Annotated in this window: 18 protein-coding genes; 5 read left to right on the top strand and 13 right to left on the bottom strand. The window is 37.4% G+C overall.

Translation table 11 applies throughout. The features are described from left to right. Positions 1-267: 267 nt before the first annotated feature. The 8 genes from AOB46_RS16155 to tssO all read right to left on the bottom strand — a co-directional run bounded on the left by AOB46_RS16155 (position 268) and on the right by tssO (position 9,961). A complete protein-coding gene (locus AOB46_RS16155; protein ID WP_062701239.1) occupies positions 268-999 on the bottom strand; it encodes a hypothetical protein in 732 nt (243 codons plus the stop codon). 85 nt (positions 1,000-1,084) lie between these two features. Then, positions 1,085-2,590, bottom strand: coding sequence for a hypothetical protein (locus tag AOB46_RS16150; RefSeq protein WP_062701238.1), 1,506 nt, complete (start codon positions 2,588-2,590; stop codon positions 1,085-1,087). Between the two features lie 12 nt (positions 2,591-2,602). After that, positions 2,603-4,540 carry a type VI secretion system Vgr family protein gene (locus AOB46_RS16145; protein WP_062701236.1) on the bottom strand — a complete coding sequence of 646 codons (1,938 nt, stop codon included), beginning with the start codon at positions 4,538-4,540 and terminating at the stop codon, positions 2,603-2,605. Positions 4,541-4,719: 179 nt separating this feature from the next. After that, a complete protein-coding gene (gene tssD / locus AOB46_RS16140) occupies positions 4,720-5,124 on the bottom strand; it encodes a type VI secretion system tube protein TssD (RefSeq protein ID WP_185113879.1) in 405 nt (134 codons plus the stop codon). 373 nt (positions 5,125-5,497) lie between these two features. Further along, a complete protein-coding gene (gene tssR / locus AOB46_RS16135; RefSeq protein ID WP_062701230.1) occupies positions 5,498-7,897 on the bottom strand; it encodes a type VI secretion system protein TssR domain-containing protein in 2,400 nt (799 codons plus the stop codon). Positions 7,898-7,944: 47 nt separating this feature from the next. Continuing rightward, positions 7,945-8,847, bottom strand: coding sequence for a PKD domain-containing protein (locus AOB46_RS16130; protein WP_062701228.1), 903 nt, complete (start codon positions 8,845-8,847; stop codon positions 7,945-7,947). A 47-nt stretch (positions 8,848-8,894) separates the two neighbouring features. Next, entirely contained in the window at positions 8,895-9,416 is a 522-nt protein-coding gene (locus AOB46_RS16125; RefSeq protein WP_062701226.1) for a type VI secretion system transmembrane protein TssO, read from the bottom strand. A gap of 14 nt (positions 9,417-9,430) precedes the next feature. Continuing rightward, positions 9,431-9,961, bottom strand: coding sequence for a type VI secretion system TssO (gene tssO / locus AOB46_RS16120; RefSeq protein WP_062701221.1), 531 nt, complete (start codon positions 9,959-9,961; stop codon positions 9,431-9,433). A 180-nt stretch (positions 9,962-10,141) separates the two neighbouring features. On the opposite strand from tssO, the gene AOB46_RS16115 reads away from it, so the two are divergent. The 5 genes from AOB46_RS16115 (at position 10,142) to AOB46_RS16095 (ending at position 14,622) form a co-directional block, all read left to right on the top strand. Then, positions 10,142-10,813 (top strand): response regulator transcription factor, encoded by a 672-nt coding sequence (locus AOB46_RS16115; protein ID WP_062701219.1) that lies wholly within the window; start codon positions 10,142-10,144, stop codon positions 10,811-10,813. A gap of 138 nt (positions 10,814-10,951) precedes the next feature. Continuing rightward, positions 10,952-11,242, top strand: a complete 291-nt coding sequence (locus AOB46_RS16110; protein ID WP_002984212.1) for an HU family DNA-binding protein — start codon at positions 10,952-10,954, stop codon at positions 11,240-11,242. 364 nt (positions 11,243-11,606) lie between these two features. Then, complete coding sequence (locus AOB46_RS16105) at positions 11,607-13,166, top strand: ribonuclease E/G (protein WP_062701269.1); 1,560 nt, start codon at positions 11,607-11,609, stop codon at positions 13,164-13,166. A gap of 121 nt (positions 13,167-13,287) precedes the next feature. Continuing rightward, positions 13,288-13,758: an OsmC family protein gene (locus AOB46_RS16100; protein WP_062701217.1), complete on the top strand. Its 471-nt coding sequence runs from the start codon at positions 13,288-13,290 to the stop codon at positions 13,756-13,758. A gap of 219 nt (positions 13,759-13,977) precedes the next feature. Continuing rightward, positions 13,978-14,622, top strand: a complete 645-nt coding sequence (locus tag AOB46_RS16095) for a response regulator transcription factor (RefSeq protein WP_062701267.1) — start codon at positions 13,978-13,980, stop codon at positions 14,620-14,622. Positions 14,623-14,890: 268 nt separating this feature from the next. Here the strand turns inward: AOB46_RS16095 and AOB46_RS16090 are convergent, their stop codons facing one another. From AOB46_RS16090 to AOB46_RS16070, 5 genes are read right to left on the bottom strand one after another with little or no spacing between them, the layout of a single operon-like run. After that, complete coding sequence (locus AOB46_RS16090; RefSeq protein ID WP_062701215.1) at positions 14,891-16,402, bottom strand: carboxypeptidase-like regulatory domain-containing protein; 1,512 nt, start codon at positions 16,400-16,402, stop codon at positions 14,891-14,893. An 11-nt stretch (positions 16,403-16,413) separates the two neighbouring features. After that, positions 16,414-17,778 (bottom strand): CsgG/HfaB family protein, encoded by a 1,365-nt coding sequence (locus tag AOB46_RS16085; protein ID WP_062701213.1) that lies wholly within the window; start codon positions 17,776-17,778, stop codon positions 16,414-16,416. 24 nt (positions 17,779-17,802) lie between these two features. Then, positions 17,803-18,213: a curli production assembly/transport component CsgF gene (locus AOB46_RS16080; protein ID WP_062701211.1), complete on the bottom strand. Its 411-nt coding sequence runs from the start codon at positions 18,211-18,213 to the stop codon at positions 17,803-17,805. Positions 18,214-18,224: 11 nt separating this feature from the next. Next, entirely contained in the window at positions 18,225-18,956 is a 732-nt protein-coding gene (gene csgH / locus AOB46_RS16075; protein WP_062701210.1) for a curli-like amyloid fiber formation chaperone CsgH, read from the bottom strand. A 9-nt stretch (positions 18,957-18,965) separates the two neighbouring features. Further along, positions 18,966-19,373, bottom strand: coding sequence for a hypothetical protein (locus AOB46_RS16070; RefSeq protein WP_241489229.1), 408 nt, complete (start codon positions 19,371-19,373; stop codon positions 18,966-18,968). Positions 19,374-19,402: the final 29 nt, after the last annotated feature.

The raw sequence follows: 19,402 nt of genomic DNA, 5'->3' as shown, positions 1-19,402 counted from the left end.
AGAACGACCTTTTTTTAAAAAAAAGCTTTTCACTGTAAATCTGAAAAATTGTAGTAATTCTACGATTTGATGTCGTAATTCTACGACTTTTGATTTAAAACACTCGAAACTCCCTTTATTAATCGTTATTCTTTCTAATTGACACTGTATTTATTTTCACACTAAAACGGGAAGTATCAAGGTTTATTTTCTGAATACAGAAGAGTAAAATTCACAAAAAAAGCCCTGTTTTATGACAGGGCTTTTATAGTAAAATTCGATATGGTTTTATTCTATAATTGTATTGATGTCCTTATTTTTATCCATTTTTGAAGGAGCAAAATTAATTCTCGTCATAAAATCGTCTGCATTATCTTTTTTTACCTCCAGAAGATTATTATTTAACAGGGAAAATTTAAAACCGAACCCCGTTGATTTGTAGGAACTGTCTTCAAGCTGGACAATTGTTTTCTGATCACCATTCTGGTCTTTAACCGATTCTTTGGCAGATACATTTATCAAACTTTCCTGTGCCTTTTTATCAATGAGATCAACCATTGAAATGTGATAAAACCTGCTGTTTTCCCTCAGATGTTTTGAAAGGGTATAGATGGTATTATTTATCATTTTAACATCCTGGAAATCCTCTCCCAGTATGTCTGTATCCATTGGGGATAACTGATAATTTTTGAATGGAATAATAACTCTGGAACTCTTTCCTGATAAAGAATATAACTGCACATCAACCTGTCCGAATTTATCCAGCAGGAATACAATATTATCCATATTCTTAAAGGCTGCAATTACTTTAAACTGTTTATAAAAACCCGGTCTGCCGGCAAGCGGACTATATTCATTCAGTTTCTGTTTACTGATCTTAAACTGATCAAGTGTTTTGTTTTCTTTGCCTTTGATTTTAAATTCCCAGGTATAATAATTACCGCTATTGTCTACAAAGCACTCAACAGAAAGGTTTTTATCCAGTTCTTTATTAAAGATTAATTCAGCATTTGCATTCATATTAGATTTTGTATGGGTTTGACATGAGACCAATTGTAGTAAGAAAACTAATATCAAAAAAAATATTCTTTTCATAGCCAATTTATTAATTAGGATAAATCTGTTTAATCAACTCTTTCTGCATATCCGAAATAACCGTTTTATATTTGTATCTGTTCTGTTTATCGGTGGTAAGGGTATAATCTTTAAATGGATCTAAATATTTCCCAGCCTGTGGCTTATAGGCTATAGCATCTGTAAACGGATTGGCAGGATCTGTTTTGGCATACAGAATACCGCTCAAAGCTTTTGATGCATAATCTTTTAATAATGCATCATCATCAGCAAATTTCACCGTTGATGATAACCCATAAGAGGGATCAAAATATGTATTGCCGTATTTGGTAAACACATGATCCCAGAATAAATTCAGAGGTATATTTTTTAAATCCTGTGCTTTTTGTTTTATATCTACAGGGGCAAGAGGGTCTTTTATTGTCCATTCTTTTACCAAAAACAGAGAATTCTTATATCCGCCGGCATCCACAGTTCCTGTAGGCAATATTACAAAATCATCAAATTTGCCTGTAAACAGGCTTCCTGACTGTATTTTGCATATATCCTGTAAAAAAGAACTCCATTCTCCACATCTTGCTTCTCCATATTTTATCAAATATCTTACTCCCCGGAACCGCATGCTGCTGGCATGGAGTGAGCTGGTATTCCTCCAATATCCCATAGCACCTTTTATACGGGCCCTTTCAACATTTAAAGTTTTTATATGAGCAAAGACATTATTCATAATTTCATCAGCATTTCTGGATCCTTTACCAAATTTACATCCAACATACAGGAATGTTTCCAGTATGCTTTCTTTACCGTTTGCTCTATTTATAATCCTGCGATTTCCGTCTTCAGCAGTATACTCTCCTCCTCTTGCTGAAGAAGGAGACAGTTGATCATATCCCGGACTTCCTATTGTAAGGTATAAGCAGAATTTAACACTTTTCATGGGCACCCAATTTTTCCCGTCTTCGGAATATTCAAAATTGAGGGTAAAATTCTCCAGATACTGCACGGTATCCTTATAGGGCTTTGTATCGCAGGTGAATGTCAGCTCATGTTCTTCATCCTTATTTTTTTTAGGATGCTGCTGTTCTTTAAAAACATATCTTTTGTTTGAATCCTGAACCCGGATTTTACATGCTACCGGAGCTTTTGCTTTAAAGGTCGCTGTGAACACAAAACTGTCTGTACTTGCCAGCGTGACAGGTAAAGGATCCGGCTTATTTTTGTCTTCAGGATTTCCTCTGAGACTAAGCCAATGGTAGTACTTTCCTTTATCTTCCAATATCCAGAAACTTTTAAACTCACTGAAACTGGAAACTTCATCATGGCAGACATCAAAAGTTGTGTTGATCTTAATTTTAATAAGATCCAGGCTGCCTAATGAGGGTGGTGCAGTATTTACGCTGTAACTTACCCCTGACGTTTCTCCTTTTTGAGCAAACTGCTGTGCAGAAGAGTTTACAATACTTTTTCCTGCAAAAGTTTTAGCATCACCACCGGTTGTTTCTATATAGTCACCACCTATGTAAGATTCTTTGCTCATTTGTACAAAAAATTAGTGGTTTTTAGACTTCTCTCCGGAATTATTCTGTACTTCTTTCTGAGCATGCTGCTCAAATGTTCCTTGGCTTTGGGTGGTAATTTGTCCGTTAGCTACTCTTAATCGGTCTTTTTCTGTGTGAGATTCTTTATTTCCCTGGATAAATTCTGTCATTTTTCCGGTTACATTCGTTATAAAATCTGCTCCGGTAGAAAGGTATTTCATGGAACCTACACTTTCTGAATGATTAACCATAATAGTATCCATTTTATTGACTCCCACATTCGTTGTCATATTCTCACCGACATTGATATTCATATTTCTGCAGTTCAATGTCATGGTTTCAGGGGCAGTAATGGTAATATTGCTTCCTGTTGTATCCAGATGGATTTCGTTTCCGGATTTATCGGTAATGATGATACTTTCATCTTCAGTAAATATTACTTTGTGCCCGCTTCGGGTCTGAATGGATTTAACGCGGTTATCCAATCCTCCGCCTAGTCCTACTCCGCCATGGAACATTCCTCCCATAACAAATGGACGGTCCGGATGGCTGTGTACAAAATTTACCATTACCTGGTCTCCTATTTCAGGAATGGCCACATAACCTCTATTTTGGGTAACCCGGTCTGTTCCTCCTGCATCCGGGCTCATCATTCTGATAAAATGAGTTGTATCATTGTTTTGCCAGTCGAATCTTACCTGTACCCTTCCCTGTCCCTCGGGATCAGCGTTGGAAATCACGGTTGCAATTTGTGGTTCGGCTTTTGGGAAAGTGAATTCCGGTTTTGGTAAAAATCCTGTGTCTGAAGCTATAGCTTCAAAACTTCCTGTATAATGGCCAATGGTATCAATCTCATGGGTGGTTTCAGTCACCATAATTCTGGTGAAATAGGATGCTTCGTTGGTATCAGGTTTTCTCATCTGAAGATCAACCACACATCCAGGATGTAAAAACGGGACAGTAGTATTTCCTGATACTGAAAATACATTTACGGCTTCACTTCCTGAAGTACTTTTTTGTGAATATTCAACATCAAGATGGGTAGTTGCTTTGATAGGGGCTACCTGAAGAGCGGGTGTTTTATAAATTTTATCGTTGTGTTCATAAGCTGTTTTGGCCAGGTCACTTACATGCTGGATCGGTGTTGCCCCGGAAGTAAGTTTTTCGTTACGGCTGCTGTTATATCCATAGAACTCGGGTTTCGTATGAACTGCTTTTAATTCTACTTTAATATCATCTGCATTACTTCCATACGTAAGTTTGATGGGCTTATTCTGAGGTGGAAGCTTACCAAAATGCAGTACTTCACCATCATAATAGAATTGTTCACCATAGGCCTCTGCCATTCGTGCCAGATAATTATAATGGGTTTCATTGTATTGGCTGCTGTATATGATCTGGGAATAATCATTGGTATCAATTCTGATATCAAACCGGCTTTTATCAATACCCTGCCTGATCACTTCTTCAGCAATAATTCCCATATTCACAGGCTGGCCGCCTCCGAAACTCTGTACATGCGGGGCACCGTCAAGAAGAATAGTTGGGCTGTATCCTGAAAGAACGATATTCCCCAGACTCATTTTTTCCTGGCTGAAGCCTACCTTAGTAATGATCCCTACAAAATTTCTTTCGGGGCTATTCTCAATATCTTTATATGAAATAACGGCAGTAAGACGTTTCCCCAGGAATTTATTGGCTTCTTCAAGAGTATGGGTCTGGCGGTCCCCCAAAGCATCATGGGCCAGGGTTAAACTAAATTCATGATGACGGCTGGTGCTTTGTTTCAGCTTAAAATGCTTATAAAATTTAATAATTTTTCCTTCTATCACTAAAGACAGTTTCACCAGACGGTTGATCCCGGAATGTTGATTTTCAGAAATTCCGTCGGCATTCTGAGACGGACGAAATGAAGAGTTTTTCGGCATATTTTGTGTTTGGGCTTTCATATTTTATTGTGTTTGAATACATTAAAGGTAATAAAAAAAATCATCCGGTCCATATATTTCCGGCAGGTTATTTGTCTATTGTTTCTTTAAGTAACATAGAATAAATCATCCCAGGCAAAAAAGACCGTCTTTCTTGGGACAGCCTTTTTTTATGAATGTTGATGTGTAATAGTGTAAGATTAAGCACCCGGCCATATTCCGTCGTACTTAGAACCTCCGTAGTCGATGGTTTCTGCACTCACTACGAAACTGATCAGCATGCTGTTTTCGTCGATTGCATCGAACTCTACCTGATGCTGAATTACATATCCGTTATTCCAGCTCAAAGTAATAAGAGTTCCTTCTTCGTGAGATTTGTTGAAAGTAACTTCTCCGGTTGTAGGTTTATACTTTCCGTTTAATAAGCTTTCAAGGATATCTGATTTTTCAGTAGCTTCTACTGTAATCTTAATAAGTGCATTAGAAGGATCTGATGCTACACGTCCTGAAACGTCTGTGGTTCTTGATACGCTGTAGTTCAGCTTTAATAGTTTCTGACCTTCTCCTCCGTTGAATTTTAAAATTCCTCTTGAATTTGCTGCCATGATTAGTAAATTTTAATCGTTAATATTTTGTGATTTGGTGATTGATTGTTGAGCAAATATAGAACGTCCTTTTTTTAAAAAAAAGCTTTTTACTGTAAATCTGAAAAATTGTAGTAGTTCTACGACTTTTTGTAGTAATTCTACGATACTGGATTTAAAAACAGCATCAAAACACCATGAATAAAAGATTTCAAACAACCTCTTAAACCTTGAAAAACAGAGATATTTTACACTTAAATGAGAAATAAAACAGAATTTCCTGCGTTTTATGAAATTTGTATAAGTGCAAAATAATCAAGGTTCATTTTCATTTTTTCAACATAAAAAAGCAGAAGTTAAACTCCTGCTTTAGATATTATTATATATGTTATAATTAATGCTTGGTATATTCCGGCGCTTCTGTTTCCTGCATGGTTGGCATAAAGTGCTCATTAAGCCAGTAGAATGTCTGTCCGTTCTGCTCAATCTTTACAGCAGGATGTTTTCTATAGGAAAGCATTCTGTCTGCAAGCTTTTTATAGTTCAGGAAATAGTTTCTTACCGTCTGGTCTGAAATATCTTTAGATTTTTTCCATCCTCTCAGGTTAAACTTAGCCATTATTTCTTCTTCAGACAGATCAAACCCGGTACTTAAACCTACGGCATAAGACATAGATTTCTGATAAAGATCTCCTTTATCAAGGAACTTTATTGTAGGATTATATTTCTTAAGCAGTTTTATATATTCCCTGATAGCGCTTGCTCTTCTGAAATCTTCTCTGCCGGCATCTGTTTTCTGGTATACTTCGGTATAGAAATTTTTCAGATTATCAAATTCTGTTTCAGAGATCAGAATTCCTTTTTCATGTCCCGGTTTGAAATCTTTCAGGTCTTTCGGAATGTGCCCTTTCACAAGGAATGGGTTTCCGTAGTTGATGAGCTGTGCGGCAATTCCTGCAGAAACAGGATTTGTAAGTCCCGGATACAGGTATTTATATTTCAGATCTACATCTGTATTTCCTGCTCCTACAGAAGAATGGAAATATTCGTTAAGTGACTTATCAATGGTCTGATTATCTAAAGTAACCTGTGCAATAAGACTGTCTACAGATTTTTTAAGATATCCCGGCGTTGCAATTTCTCCTTTTTTAGGGAAGATTACAAACCCCTGAGACATACTCTGCTTAGGATAATCTAATGAGAAAAACCCGGCATCCCCTTCTACAAGACTAAAATTATTCTTAGTAAGAACGTCGGCCTGCTTAACGATCTTCTGCTTTTTAAGTTCAGCTATATTTTTGGCGGTATTGGTTACCACATTTTCAGACATCAATACAAAATCATTGTAATTATCGGATGATCTTGCGCTGGTCTGGAACATGATCAGTCTTGCCTGAGCCTGTGAAAGTGAGCTGATCACTCCATACATATTTCCGCTCTGGCTGGACGAAGTTCCCACTGTAATCACAATATTCGTTTCATCCGGAACATTGGAAAGAAGGTTTCCTGCTGCGGAAAGCGCTTCTCCTACCGGCTGATACCCGCTGTTGCTTACACAGTTCATCTCATTCGTTTTCTCATCAATAAATTTGGTGATCTTATTGTAGTCTGTATTTAAACTGGAAACTGATACATTATTTCCACATGGATTGTTTTTATACAAAACCACACCGTATTTTACTGTATTAAAATAGGACGGGGTCTCAAATCTAAGCTGCAGATCCTGAAGTAATGATTTTACAATAGGTGCGTAAGGTGCATTGGGAGCACTTACATCCAAAGCAAAAACGATGTTGATATTTTTATCTCTTTCCGTAATTTCTTTATACCGGTCGAAATAAATTTTATCTCCTAAAACATTAAATACATAATTCTTACTGTAATCCAGAATATTGGTAAAATACTTTGTTTTGGAATCAGGGGTTGGAGCCTCATTCAATGCCAGAGTTACAGGATAAATATTTTCAAGAGGAGTTCTCTTGCTGGCGTCTGTAAGAAGAATAGCCGTTCTGTTTTCTGTATTTGCCCCTCCGGGATACCCTTCATGAACTCCTAAGGTAGTGTCATTATATCCGGCATCATTTTTCAGCTTAATGGCAGAACGTTCTCCCCATGCAGAGATCACATTGGCATCTACCCAGCCATACAGATTGGTGCTGATACTGTCTATATCAATAGAAGGTTTTTTACCTACAAGGAATCTTCTGTTATTTTCGGCCTGCTTGTATACATACACCATCTGCCCGTTCGGAATTTTAGCTTTAGCGTTTTCGATAAGGCTTGGCGAGTTGAACACCATGATGGAGTCATTCTTATAATACCTTTCGGCACTTCTGATGACATCACTGTTATTCGGAACTACCGCTACTCTTACCGGATATCCGGTCTTTTCACTTTTTAAAGAGCTGTTCCATAACAGAAGATCGGATTCTGAAATCCATCCGTAAGTTTTAATAGATTTTGACGAAACTTTTTTCATTAAAGCATCCGGAACATATTCCGCTACTTTTACCATTCCGTCTCTATGTTTCAGAACCATTAGAGGTTCCAGGAATTTAACTTCTTTATACGACTTCTCGTCATCTTTATCAAGATAGGCTGTGTTTCTGGAGCGGTCCGAAATAACAATCCATGGAACTGATTTTTTCGGGTACCCGTTCACTACCGGTGAATTGTCTACCTGCCCGTACTGTGACGGCTCAGGTGTTCTTTTAGACGGCAGCTTCACCTGACAGCTCGCTAATAACACTGATAATCCTATATAATATGCTGCTAGAGGAAATTTATTTTTCATCCTATTTTATCTTTTTATGATTGGCGCATCCGGTTATCCGGAGAATATTACTTGCTTTGGTTGATATCTACTTTGGTTACACAGGTCTGTGTATCATCAAAATTCACTTTTACGGTCTGGATCACTACATTTTTGTCAAACTGAAGCCCTGCACAGTACATATAAAAGTTATTGACCTTACTGTCATTTACCTTCACCACTGAGTTTTCATTGTTACACAGGTATGTTTTCAAAAGGTAGTTGTAATGCATATTGAAATCGTTTCCGTTGGCAATCTGCTGAAGGTGGTATTTGAAATTGTTATCAACCTTCGCATAAGCATCTTCTACAGGCAATACATCATCCAAAGAGTTGTACTCAGGAATGATTTTAATCGTGTGATAAACAGGTTCTCTGCTTTCTTCCGTTAACAGAGCCACTTTATATTCACCCGGCTGTTTAAAAGTGTAAATAGCAAATTTTTCTCTGGCGTCTACACCTCCGCTTTCTCCAAATTTCCATTCAAACTTGGTTGCATCAGATACTGCCCGGAATTGTACCGCTTCATTCTGCATAGCCTGAAGAGGGGCTTCAATAGTCGTTGCTATCTTTGTGGTATCCGGTCTCATTGGCCTTTCCCTTACCATTACCTGGAAGAATTTCGTGTACTTGTTATCCACAATTAAGCTTACAGTGTAATATCCGGATTTATTATAGAAGTGAATCCCTTTGCTTTTATCAGAAGTGGTTCCGTCTCCAAAAGTCCATTTTTTGGTTTTGGCAAACTGGGTATTATCTTCGAATGAAAGAGTATCTCCGATGAATAAAGTGGACGGATAAACTACTCCAAGAATATCATCGGAAGAGTGGATCACTTTCTTCTGGAGCCATAATGCAACAAGTGCGGCAATCAGCAGAGCTGCTATAACACCTATTATAATGTTCTTTTTGTTTTTTTGAAAATAATTCATAGTTAGTGATTGATGTGTTTTATTTTTTTAATATTTATTTGCTTGGTTTACTGGGTTCTGTTCCTTATCTGTTCATTTCTGTCATAAAGGCGTCCCTGCTTATTTTTGAATCCTATCTGGCAGTCGGTGAGATCCTTTTCCAGTTTCTGAAGAGTTTCAGTAGTGGTAGAAAGTGCTCTTTTATCCTCAAAATACATTTTATAGAATTTAACGATCTGTGGATAGGCTTCTTTACGGATATCAGTTACTCCATCATCAAAATGATTTCCAATATCATTGATTCCGATAGAAATTTCCTGTTCAATATAAGGTTCCGGTGCTGTGCCTGACATTTTGTTGATAATGGAATAGGTACTGTCTATTCTTGGTTGAAGAAGTTTCTGCTGTCTCTCAAACTCTTTCTTTTTCTCGAGCTTCTGAATAGCTATTATATCTTCATCTGAAAACGGTGAATCAAATCCTTTTAAAAAGATGATCCCGAGAAATATCATGGCAACCAGAAGCATCAGTATTAAATAAAAAAACTGGTAATGCCTTTCTTTCTTGGATAGTGTGATTTGTCCCTGCATAACTTTTTTTTTATTTATTTTCTTTTTTTACCTCCTGTAAAGTTTCTTGTAGGATCTTTTTGAAGCTCCCTGTCAACAACTCCTGTTTTTCCCATACAGTCCTGCAGCTCGGCCCATACACCCTGCTTTCTATTTTCCTGCTTAACAATCTCTTTTTTCAGGGTAAGCATAGGATTGATCTGCTTCATCAGAATGGCATAATGTTTAAAACTTCCTGCACTGTCTTTACCCATGACGTTTTTTACATCTTTCATCTTATCAAAGATACTGGTTCTCAGAAATCCGTCATTTCTTACCTTATCATGCTGGCTCATTTCCTGATAGATCTCGTCAACAACAGCTTTAAGCTGATCACTTTTCTGCATAAGAGATGTATATTCGCGGTCATCCCTGTCAATACCTTCTCTTTGTACAGCATAACTCTTGAAAAAGAGAAATAGACATAAAAAGGATACCACAGAAAGAACAGCAAAAGACAGAATAAACTTCAAAATGCCCGTTCTGACGTCTGATTTGTTTAATTTTTTTTCCCTGCTAGAAGACATAATTTGCGATTTGTTTGGCCTGTGAAAATATAAAAAAAAAATTTTATGCACAAGATGTATTTTCCCCGCACCATTTTCAACGTGTTTGGAATTAAATTAAGATTAATTTTCACTTTAATAAGTTTTTCATAAATTAGGCCTCTGAATTTTAAATATCATAGGCCAAATCGATATTAAAAGATGAGTAAAATTTTATCCAATACGGTGCGATTTTCTATAGCTGACAGCGATTTTTATTTTAAAAAAATCATGATCAAAACGCTGATGGAGAACCCTTTCTATATGCTTCTGAATGATTGCAATAACGGGCACGAGCTCGTTAACAGAATCTACAGAAGACAGGAAGATGTGTTCATCATTGAGCTGTTCATGCCGGTATTAAGCGGAATTGAAGCCATCAAGTACATCAGAAAAAACAATACTGAAACGCCCATCGTTACTTATTCCAATACCTACCAGGAAGATATGGCAGAAATCCTTTCTAAAATTCCCAATATTTATTACTGCCAGAAAAAAAGCAATATTATAAAGGATATTATTAAAGGAAGTACGGGCTCTGAAGAATTTGATTATGAAGCGTATTCTAAAGAATGGGAACAGCAGCCTCTTGCCGTACAGGATTACATGGAACGCCAGAAAAAAGGACAGGAAGAGCTTACCTCAACCGAAATCCAGCTGATGAAATTCTGTTATGAAGGATTCAGCAACAAAGAAATCGGAGAAAAGCTGAACCTGAGCACCAGAACAATAGATACCTATATCAATAGGCTGACAGAAAAACTGGGACTGAAAACAAAGCTGCACCTCATCCGTTTCTGTGTAGAGAACGGCTACTACAATTCCAGCATGTAACAATAACTTAATATAATATTAATATACCGTAAACAGTAAAACTCTACTATTTAAACAAAAATATTTTGCCACTAATTTGCTAGTATTCAATTTTTTTAACTAAATTTGCACACCTAAAATTTAAAATTAAAAAAGGAAATGACAAAGGCAGAATTGGTAAACACCATCTCAAATAAGTTGGGAACAGAAAAGAATGAAACACAGAAAGTTGTAGAAGCTTTTATGCAGGAGATCAGAACTTCTATGTATAATGGGGATAACGTTTATCTGAGAGGGTTTGGATCTTTTATCATTAAAACAAGAGCTGCTAAAACAGGAAGAAATATTTCTAAGAACACTGCAATTGAGATTCCTGCTCATAATATTCCTGCTTTCAAGCCTTCAAAATCTTTTGTAGAGAAAGTAAAAACGAAAGTTGCAGTAAAATAAGAACATTAACTGAATATTAACTAGTTACTAAAAAATTAAAATTATGCCAAGCGGAAAGAAAAGAAAAAGACACAAGGTTGCAACTCACAAGAGAAAGAAAAGAAGAAGAGCAAACAGACATAAGAAGAAATAATCTCTTTTTCTTGAGATTTACAATATAATAAATATAGTTGGTGGTTTTAATTTTTTAAAGTTCACCGACTATATTTTTGTTTGCAACTATAAGATTCCTCGGGAAACAGGCTTTTTCCGGCATTTCAAAAAAATATAAAGATTTGTCATTCTAAATCCTTATATTTAATATCGGATGACCTGCAAAAAAACAGAGCCGTTTCCTATCATCTTAACCTTATTATTAGAAAAAATGAAGAAAGAACTCATCGTTTCGCATGAAGATGATCTTACAAAGATTGCACTGCTGGAAGACGGAAGACTATGTGAACTTCATGAGCAAGAGGACAAAAGCGATTTTATAGTTGGAGATCTGTTTATAGGAAGAGTAAAAAAACTTGCGCCAAATCTGAATGCGGCATTCGTCAATATAGGATATGATAAGGATGCATTCCTGCATTATCAGGATCTTGGCCCTCAGTATCTTACATACAGAAAGTTTTTAAAAGATACTATTTCTAAAAAACAAAGCACTTCAAGCTTAAAAAATTTCGAGATACAACCTGAAATAGACAAAAACGGAACCGTAGACAAAGTCATTGCCAAAGATGACCTGGTTCTGCTTCAGATCACCAAAGAACCTATTTCCACAAAAGGTCCCAGAATCTCTACCCAGGTTTCTCTTACGGGGCGTTTTCTGGTTCTGATCCCTTTCGACAACAAAGTTTCTATTTCAAAAAAAATAAGAACCTCGGAAGAAAAAGAAAGACTGAGAACCCTGATCGACAGTATCAAACCTGAAGGTTTCGGAGTAATCATCAGAACAGTAGCGGAAGGAAAAAAGGTAGCAGACCTCCATAACGACATGAATCAGCTGATTCAGAAATGGGAAAGCACTTTTAAAAACATCCAGCGAAATAAAGTTCCGTCTAAAGTTTTAAGCGAAGAAGACAAAGCTTCAGCTATTTTAAGAGACAATTTCAACCAGGATTTCGTAAATATTATCTGTGATGACGAACAGATGGTAAGCGAAATGAAAAACTATCTGGAGGTAATCGCCCCGGAAAGAAAGAATATTGTCCAGTTTTATGATTCTCACATTCCTCTTCTGGAATATTACAATGTTGAAAAACAACTCAAACAGAGTTTCGGAAAGCACGTAAACATTCCAAGCTCAAAAGGCGCTTACCTCGTTATTGAACATACAGAAGCTCTTCATGTAGTAGACGTTAACTCCGGAAATAATATTACTACCGGAACTGCCGTAAACAAAGAGCACGCTCTGAAAGTGAACAAAATGGCTGCCACAGAAATTGCCAGACAGCTTCGTCTCCGCGACATGGGAGGTATCATTGTGATTGATTTCATTGACATGCCGAACCCGGATCACAGAAAAGACCTGTATGAACACCTGAAAGAAGAAATGAAGCGCGACAAAGCCCGTCATAAAATTCTTCCACCAAGCAAATTTGGACTGATCCAGATCACCCGGCAAAGAAACCGCCCGGAAAAACAAATCGAAACCAAAGAAGAAAACCCGAATAAAGATGGAGAAATTGTAGCTCCAATTGTTATCGTGGAAAGAATGGGAGAAACTCTTAGAAGTATTCTGCAGAAAGAAAAAGGAAAAATCTACCTGCATGTACACCCATTCGTGGAAGCCTACCTTACCAAAGGCATCAAAAGTATCCAGATGAAATGGTTCATTAAGTATAAAAAATGGGTTACCATCATCCCAAGGGATTCTTTTAAATATTTAGAATACAGAATCTACAATTCTAAAAAAGAAGAACTGATAGAGTTCTCTAATTAAAACAAAATTCAAACCTCTAGTTCTGCTGGAGGTTTTTTTATTACATTCTTTTGGACTTACTTTACAGAATGGAAAAATGCAAAAAATGGCTCAATCTGCACACAAGAAATAAACTTAGATCATGAACAGGGAACATCATTATAAAGCAACTATTCACTGGACCGGCAACAAAGGAACCGGAACGGACAATTACAGAAACTATGAAAGAAGCCATACTATTGAGATTGAAAATAAATCTCCTATTGAAGGTTCTTCAGATCCCGCATTCCGTGGAGATAAAACAAAGCACAACCCTGAAGAACTGTTTTTGTCCTCACTTTCTTCCTGTCATATGCTCTGGTACCTGCATTTCTGCGCTGAAGACGGTATCATTGTAACTGATTACACTGATGAAGCTACCGGAATTATGACTGAAACCCCTGACGGAAGCGGACATTTCACCTCTGTTACTTTACATCCTACCGTTACAGTAGCTGAAGAATCTATGATAGAAAGAGCAAAGGAACTGCATCATAAGGCCAATCAGTTTTGTTTTATTGCCAATTCCGTAAATTTTCCCGTTCAGCATATCCCTGTTGTGTTAATTAAATAAATCTATTTTCAAAAATAAATCATCAGAATACCTTTTAATACGCTGTTTTAAAACCAATAACTCTAATTTTCAAATTCAAAAATCAATAAAAAGGGAATTATTTGATAAAAAATCAATAAAATTTCTATCATTATTAATGTAAAATTTTACAATTATTTATCAATTTTGTTTAAAATATAAAGATTTTTTCCTATTTTTATATAAACAAAACTGACCATGATGAAACCAAGATTAACCATTTTTGATGAACCGGTACTGTATACGGAAAGTTTATCAAAACTGCTCTCACAGAGCCAGATTTTTAACAACATTGACATTTGTAATTCTTTCGAACCCTTATTTGAACATTTAAAAGAAGATCCCCCGGAAATTCTGGTTATCAGTTCCAACATGCTGGTACTTACGGATATTTTCAAACTTGTAGATGAAATTACCTCCAGTAACAAAAGAATCAAAATTATTGTCATTGGCAATAATTATGAAGTGATTGATATCCGGAAGCTTTTCAACAAAGGCATAAAAAGCTATCTTGACAAAAACAGCAGATACGATGAATTTCTGAAATCTATCAATGCCCTGCTGCTAAACGAAATCTATATCTGCGACTATGCAAAAGAAAGAATGATCAGCTTTATCAGCAGCGAAGGCAGACCCAGCCGTCTTATTAAAGGCCCTCTTACCCGCCGCGAAATAGAAATTCTAAAACTGATCTGTGACGGACTAAGCAGCAAAGATATCTCTGAAAAACTCTTTATAAGCATCAACACAGTTGAAACCCACCGAAAAAGAATTCTCTTAAAACTCAATGTAAAAAATTCTGTAGGAATCGTAAAATACGCCTTGGAAAACCACATCATTGACTAAAAAAATTATTTTGATCCACCGAAAAATTCCAAACCATGAGGCTTGGAATTTTTCTTTAAAGAACTGTGAAACTTATTAGTGTGAATTGTGAATTTTGCTTACAGGTGAATGATTAATTTCCAGGAAAGATAAGAGGCTGACCGATACCATAAACGACATTAGGAAAAAAATTTAAACTTAAAATTGTATACATCTTGTGTGTTGAGTAAAGTATATCTTCCAGCCTCTACTTCTCTCCTGAACCTAAAAAATATTGAGACCATCTTTCCTACTCATAGTCAGGCATTTCCCCGTTACTGAAGAGCATCGTTCGCGAAAGATCGGTCATGGAAGAGTTAAGATCAATAACCATTATATTTTTCTGCGAGATATTATCGTTGGAAGTGTTCATAAAGATTATCTGTGCATTATTAGGTGAGAATCTCGGATCCAGATCATTGGTTCCCAAGGGCTTCTCGCTTTCCGAAGAGATATTGTATACTGCATCATTGGTAAGATTATAGATCATTATATCAGAATCCAGCTGCCTGTAATTGCCGCTTCCATCCTCGTATCCGGAAAGGTCGCGGGTAAAAACCAGCATCTGCCCATCTACAGAAAAGTTCAGACCACCGGAAGCCCCTAAAGAGCCTGATAAAACCGTTTTCAGGATATTTCCTGTCATGTCAATAATAAAGATCTTCGTATTGTATCCGTTGTAATCATTTGTTTTCAGGGCAATTTTGCTTCCGTCATAGCTCCAGTCGCATTCGGAAATCATACTCCCGTCAGGTGTTGTGTACACTAAATTCAGCCCGCTTCCGTCTTTGTTAATCCTGTACAACTTATTGAAATTAGAATAAATGATTTCCTGCCCGTTGGTACTCCATGCAAAATCCATTTCATAATGATTGAATCCCGCAGCAGGAACCGTGGTCACTTTAAAAGGATTGGAACCATCCGGGTTAGCTGTGTAAATATGGGTACTACCTCCTTCTGTCCTCAAAAACGCAATCAAACCTGCATTATTATTTTTTCTAGGCCTCCAGCTGTTATAGGAAGAGCTTGTGAACTGAAAGCTGTTTCCCAACCCGTCACTTGACATGATAACGAAATTTCCGCTCTGCTTTTGTACATAATGATATCGGTTAGCAGGAACTGTATTGGTAGTAAACTTACTGATTGAGCTTAAAACTGGCGGGTGAATGCCGTCCGAAACAGACACCTGCCAGAAGTAACTTACACCAAACTTCAGATCTGAAAGCGTATAATGATTCGCCGTCAGATCATTAACCTGAATCACATTGGTGTTCAGATTGTTTTTTACTGTCAAACTATATTTCAGGACGTCTGTTGAGTCAGGATCCACAGCGCTCCAGGTAAGTTCAACACTTAAGGGCTGGTTCACCGCATTGTCTACCGGACTTAGCAGCTGCGGTGCTGAAGGTGGGGAATTGAGAGAGGTATCATCATCCATCTCAAAAACTACAGTAACCACCTGATCCTGCTTTTGTATATTTACAGCCTGAAAAGTGGTAAGGTAACCGGACAATTCGGCTTTTACAGAGTAATTTCCTACCGGCATGGCGGCAATGGAAAAAGTTCCGTCGGTTCCGCTGAAAACGGTTTCCGTGGTTGGAGCCGTAAAAATTTTCACATTGGGAATGGGTACATTGGTCCCTCTTTTCACGACTTTTCCTTTCAAGATTCCTGTCTGGGCCTGTTCTACAAGGTCTTCATTACATGAAAACAGACAAAAAGCAAGGATGAATATGCTGAGTAATTTTATTAAAGTTTTCATAGTTCATGTTTTTATTTGTTTCCAAAATAAAAGTTGATCCCGAGGGCAAAGCGAAGAGCCTGGTCTTTTCTTTTTCCGTTAACCAGCCCTTCCCAGTTGTCTTTAAAACCGATATCATACTGTGAAGAAAGGCGGAGTGAGGTATTATTTCCTATCATATATTCAAGGCCTCCTCCAAACTGCCCTTTATACTGGGGCTTATATTCTGAAAACATAGCACCCAGTCCACCATAGATATAAGGGCTGAACCTATATTTTGGGAATAAAATATATTCAAGGCTGACTTCAGGAACAAAATAACTTCTCTTGATAATATTCTCGTTTTCCAGAGTGAAATAGCCAGCACTGGTTTCTATATTGAAATTAGGGCTCACAAAATATTTCATCCCCAGCTTTCCACCTGCATTCATTTTGGGGTTTACATAATCATCTTTGACTTTCTGAGCCTCGATATTGGCAAAAACGGACATTTTCTGTCTGTAATTTTCAGGAAATTTATTTCCTACTGTTCTTCCTGAATTTTGTTCCTGTTCTTTATTGTAATTATTGATCATTGCCTGGTAACCCTCCAGATTTTCAGAAGCTTTACCCCATATTTTATCCCTTATACCTTCAATAATCAAGGATTTCACCGCTTTTTCGATGGCTTCTGTTACGGCAAGCTGTACGGGTTCATTCTGGGTAAGTCCAACTTCAGCTTCCAGAAGTCTTTCAGTATCAATATACCTGAAAAAACTTCCGTTCACACTGGTGGAAAGAATAGTTTTGGAGGTATAAACGGTTTTAAGAATCTCACCGTTAAGAGTAGAAACAGCTCGCAGGTAAATGGTAATCCTGTCCTGTCGGTACTGTGTGGAAGCACCTATACCGAAGTATCTGGCTCCCAGACCTCCGGTCATGATATTACTATCATAGGAAATCACGCCGCCTTCAAGCAGGATGCCTGCATATAAAAGAGGGGGAAGCGACTGATTATTTTTATCAGCATCTTTCAGGTATTCCTGTCTGGTGGAACGGATGATCTGTCTTTCGTTTAAAAGATTGGCAATATTTTCTCTTTCAATCGGGATAAACCACCGGCTGTCTTCCAGCGCTTTGATCAGAATGGTAGTGGTTCCCTGTGGAACGGCTGTACTCCAGTTATTCCCATTTTCAGAAGGCTTATACTGCCCGGTTTGGTCTCTGAATTTGTACACACCGATAACAATTTTTTCTTTAGGCAGAGGCAGATTTTTCAGTTCCGCAGTAAAGGGAGTTACCTCGCCCATGGTAGATCTTTCGGGATCTGAAGGAAGTCCCAAGATCGAACTGCACGCCTGTATGCAGCATAGCAGGACCGTACAGAAAAAAATTCTGGTGTAAGTGTAAGTTCTCATGATACGTCTGGTTTTTAGTTATTATTATTTTGGAATAACGACCTCGGACTGATCGCCTGTACTGGTATCCAAAATATTGATCAGAAGTCCCTGGGCAGTAGACGTAATCTGTAAATACAGGGATCCGAAAAGATAATTTCCGGGTTTGATACTGCCTTCTCCAAACTGATCTTCAAACAATTTCCTTGACAGTTCGCTCAGCACCTGTCTGTTCAGGCTCTGGCTGAAGCTGTTGAGGGAATCCATGTCATCAAGCAAACTGCGGTAATCATCTTTTTCATCAAACTGATTCTGCGCATTTGCCGAGCTCAAAAGCCACTGATAATTAAAAGTATCTCCGCCAAAAGCAGGATTAATGGGCTTATAGACAAGCTGCTGGGACTTTCCGGAGAAAATACCCGCAATAAAGGTCAAAATAATGATAAAAGTTTTCATGACTGACGTTTTTAGTAGATAAATTCATTTTTGATCAGGTTTTTCTTTATATTAAACTCTTTGATATATTTTAAGCTGATGGCCAGCTGCTCTTTTAAATAATCCTCATTTGGATTGGTCATAAAGCTGTAAATCACTTTATCATCAATCTGGATACTGATCTGTCCGCTGGTTCCGCGGAGGGGCATTTCAGAAATAGTAACCGCTCCGCTGCTTTTATCCGGAAGCTGACTGTACTGGAGGTAGAAAAAGTCATAAAAGTCTTTTCCTACTTTGGTTTTCGTCTCATCAATCGTGAGACCTTTTAATTCAAAAACAGCATCTTCTTCTATTTTAGCGGCTTTCTTTTTAAAGAGATCTGTATTCAGCTCCAGGCTGTCTTTAGCTATCAGTTTTTGGGTTTCTTCATCTCTTACATACAGAAAAGCTTTCAGAGCATCTTTTTTTTCAAGATTGACATTGATTTCAGACAGTGTTTTTACTTCATTGGGATTAATGGAAAATTTTCCGCCCTGCTGATTATTAGAGAGATTACCTCCGTCTCCCTTTTTAATGGAAACCAACAGATAGTTCAACTCTTTATAAACTGTTGTGTTATTGGTAACAACTGCTTTCAGCCTGATCTGATTTTCAAGAATGCTGCTTTCAATCTTTGCGATCACTTTTTTATCTTCCTGGCCGTAACCCTGTACAGACAGGAAGATAAATAAAGTGCACAGACTTAAGGAATATAAAAGTTTCATCACTGTGTTTTAATAGTTTCTCATAAAAATAGTTTTATTATCACCTTTTACTTGAATCTGCATTCCGTCTGAAATACTGTTGCTTCCGGTAATATCAATAATATTGTTATCTCCCCGGGTAATAACCCCTGTTTTTGTTTCCTTGTCTGTAAATGAGTTGATGAATAAAAGCGTATTGTAATCTCCAAGCTGCTGAACGGCAATATGGGTTCTGGTGTTAAGAGATAGTTCTGTATTGTTATTATTCCCCATCTGGAGCACCTGTGAACCATATAGTGTCTGCTCTGTGTACTGTCCGGCTATAAGATTAAGAACAGTACTGCTGTTGACCCTATCCCAATCTATCTGCTGAGCATGTATGAAAACTGTGGCAAAAAATAGCACCAGCTTCCATCCGGGCTTATATACGGCATCCATTTTTATTAGGTTTATGATGAATAGAGAGT

The organism is Chryseobacterium indologenes, from assembly GCF_001295265.1.
In the GTDB taxonomy this organism is placed as follows: Bacteria; Bacteroidota; Bacteroidia; order Flavobacteriales; family Weeksellaceae; genus Chryseobacterium; species Chryseobacterium indologenes_A.
The sequence above is the reverse complement of the archived record's forward strand: the minus strand, read 5'-3'. Positions and strand labels throughout refer to the sequence as shown.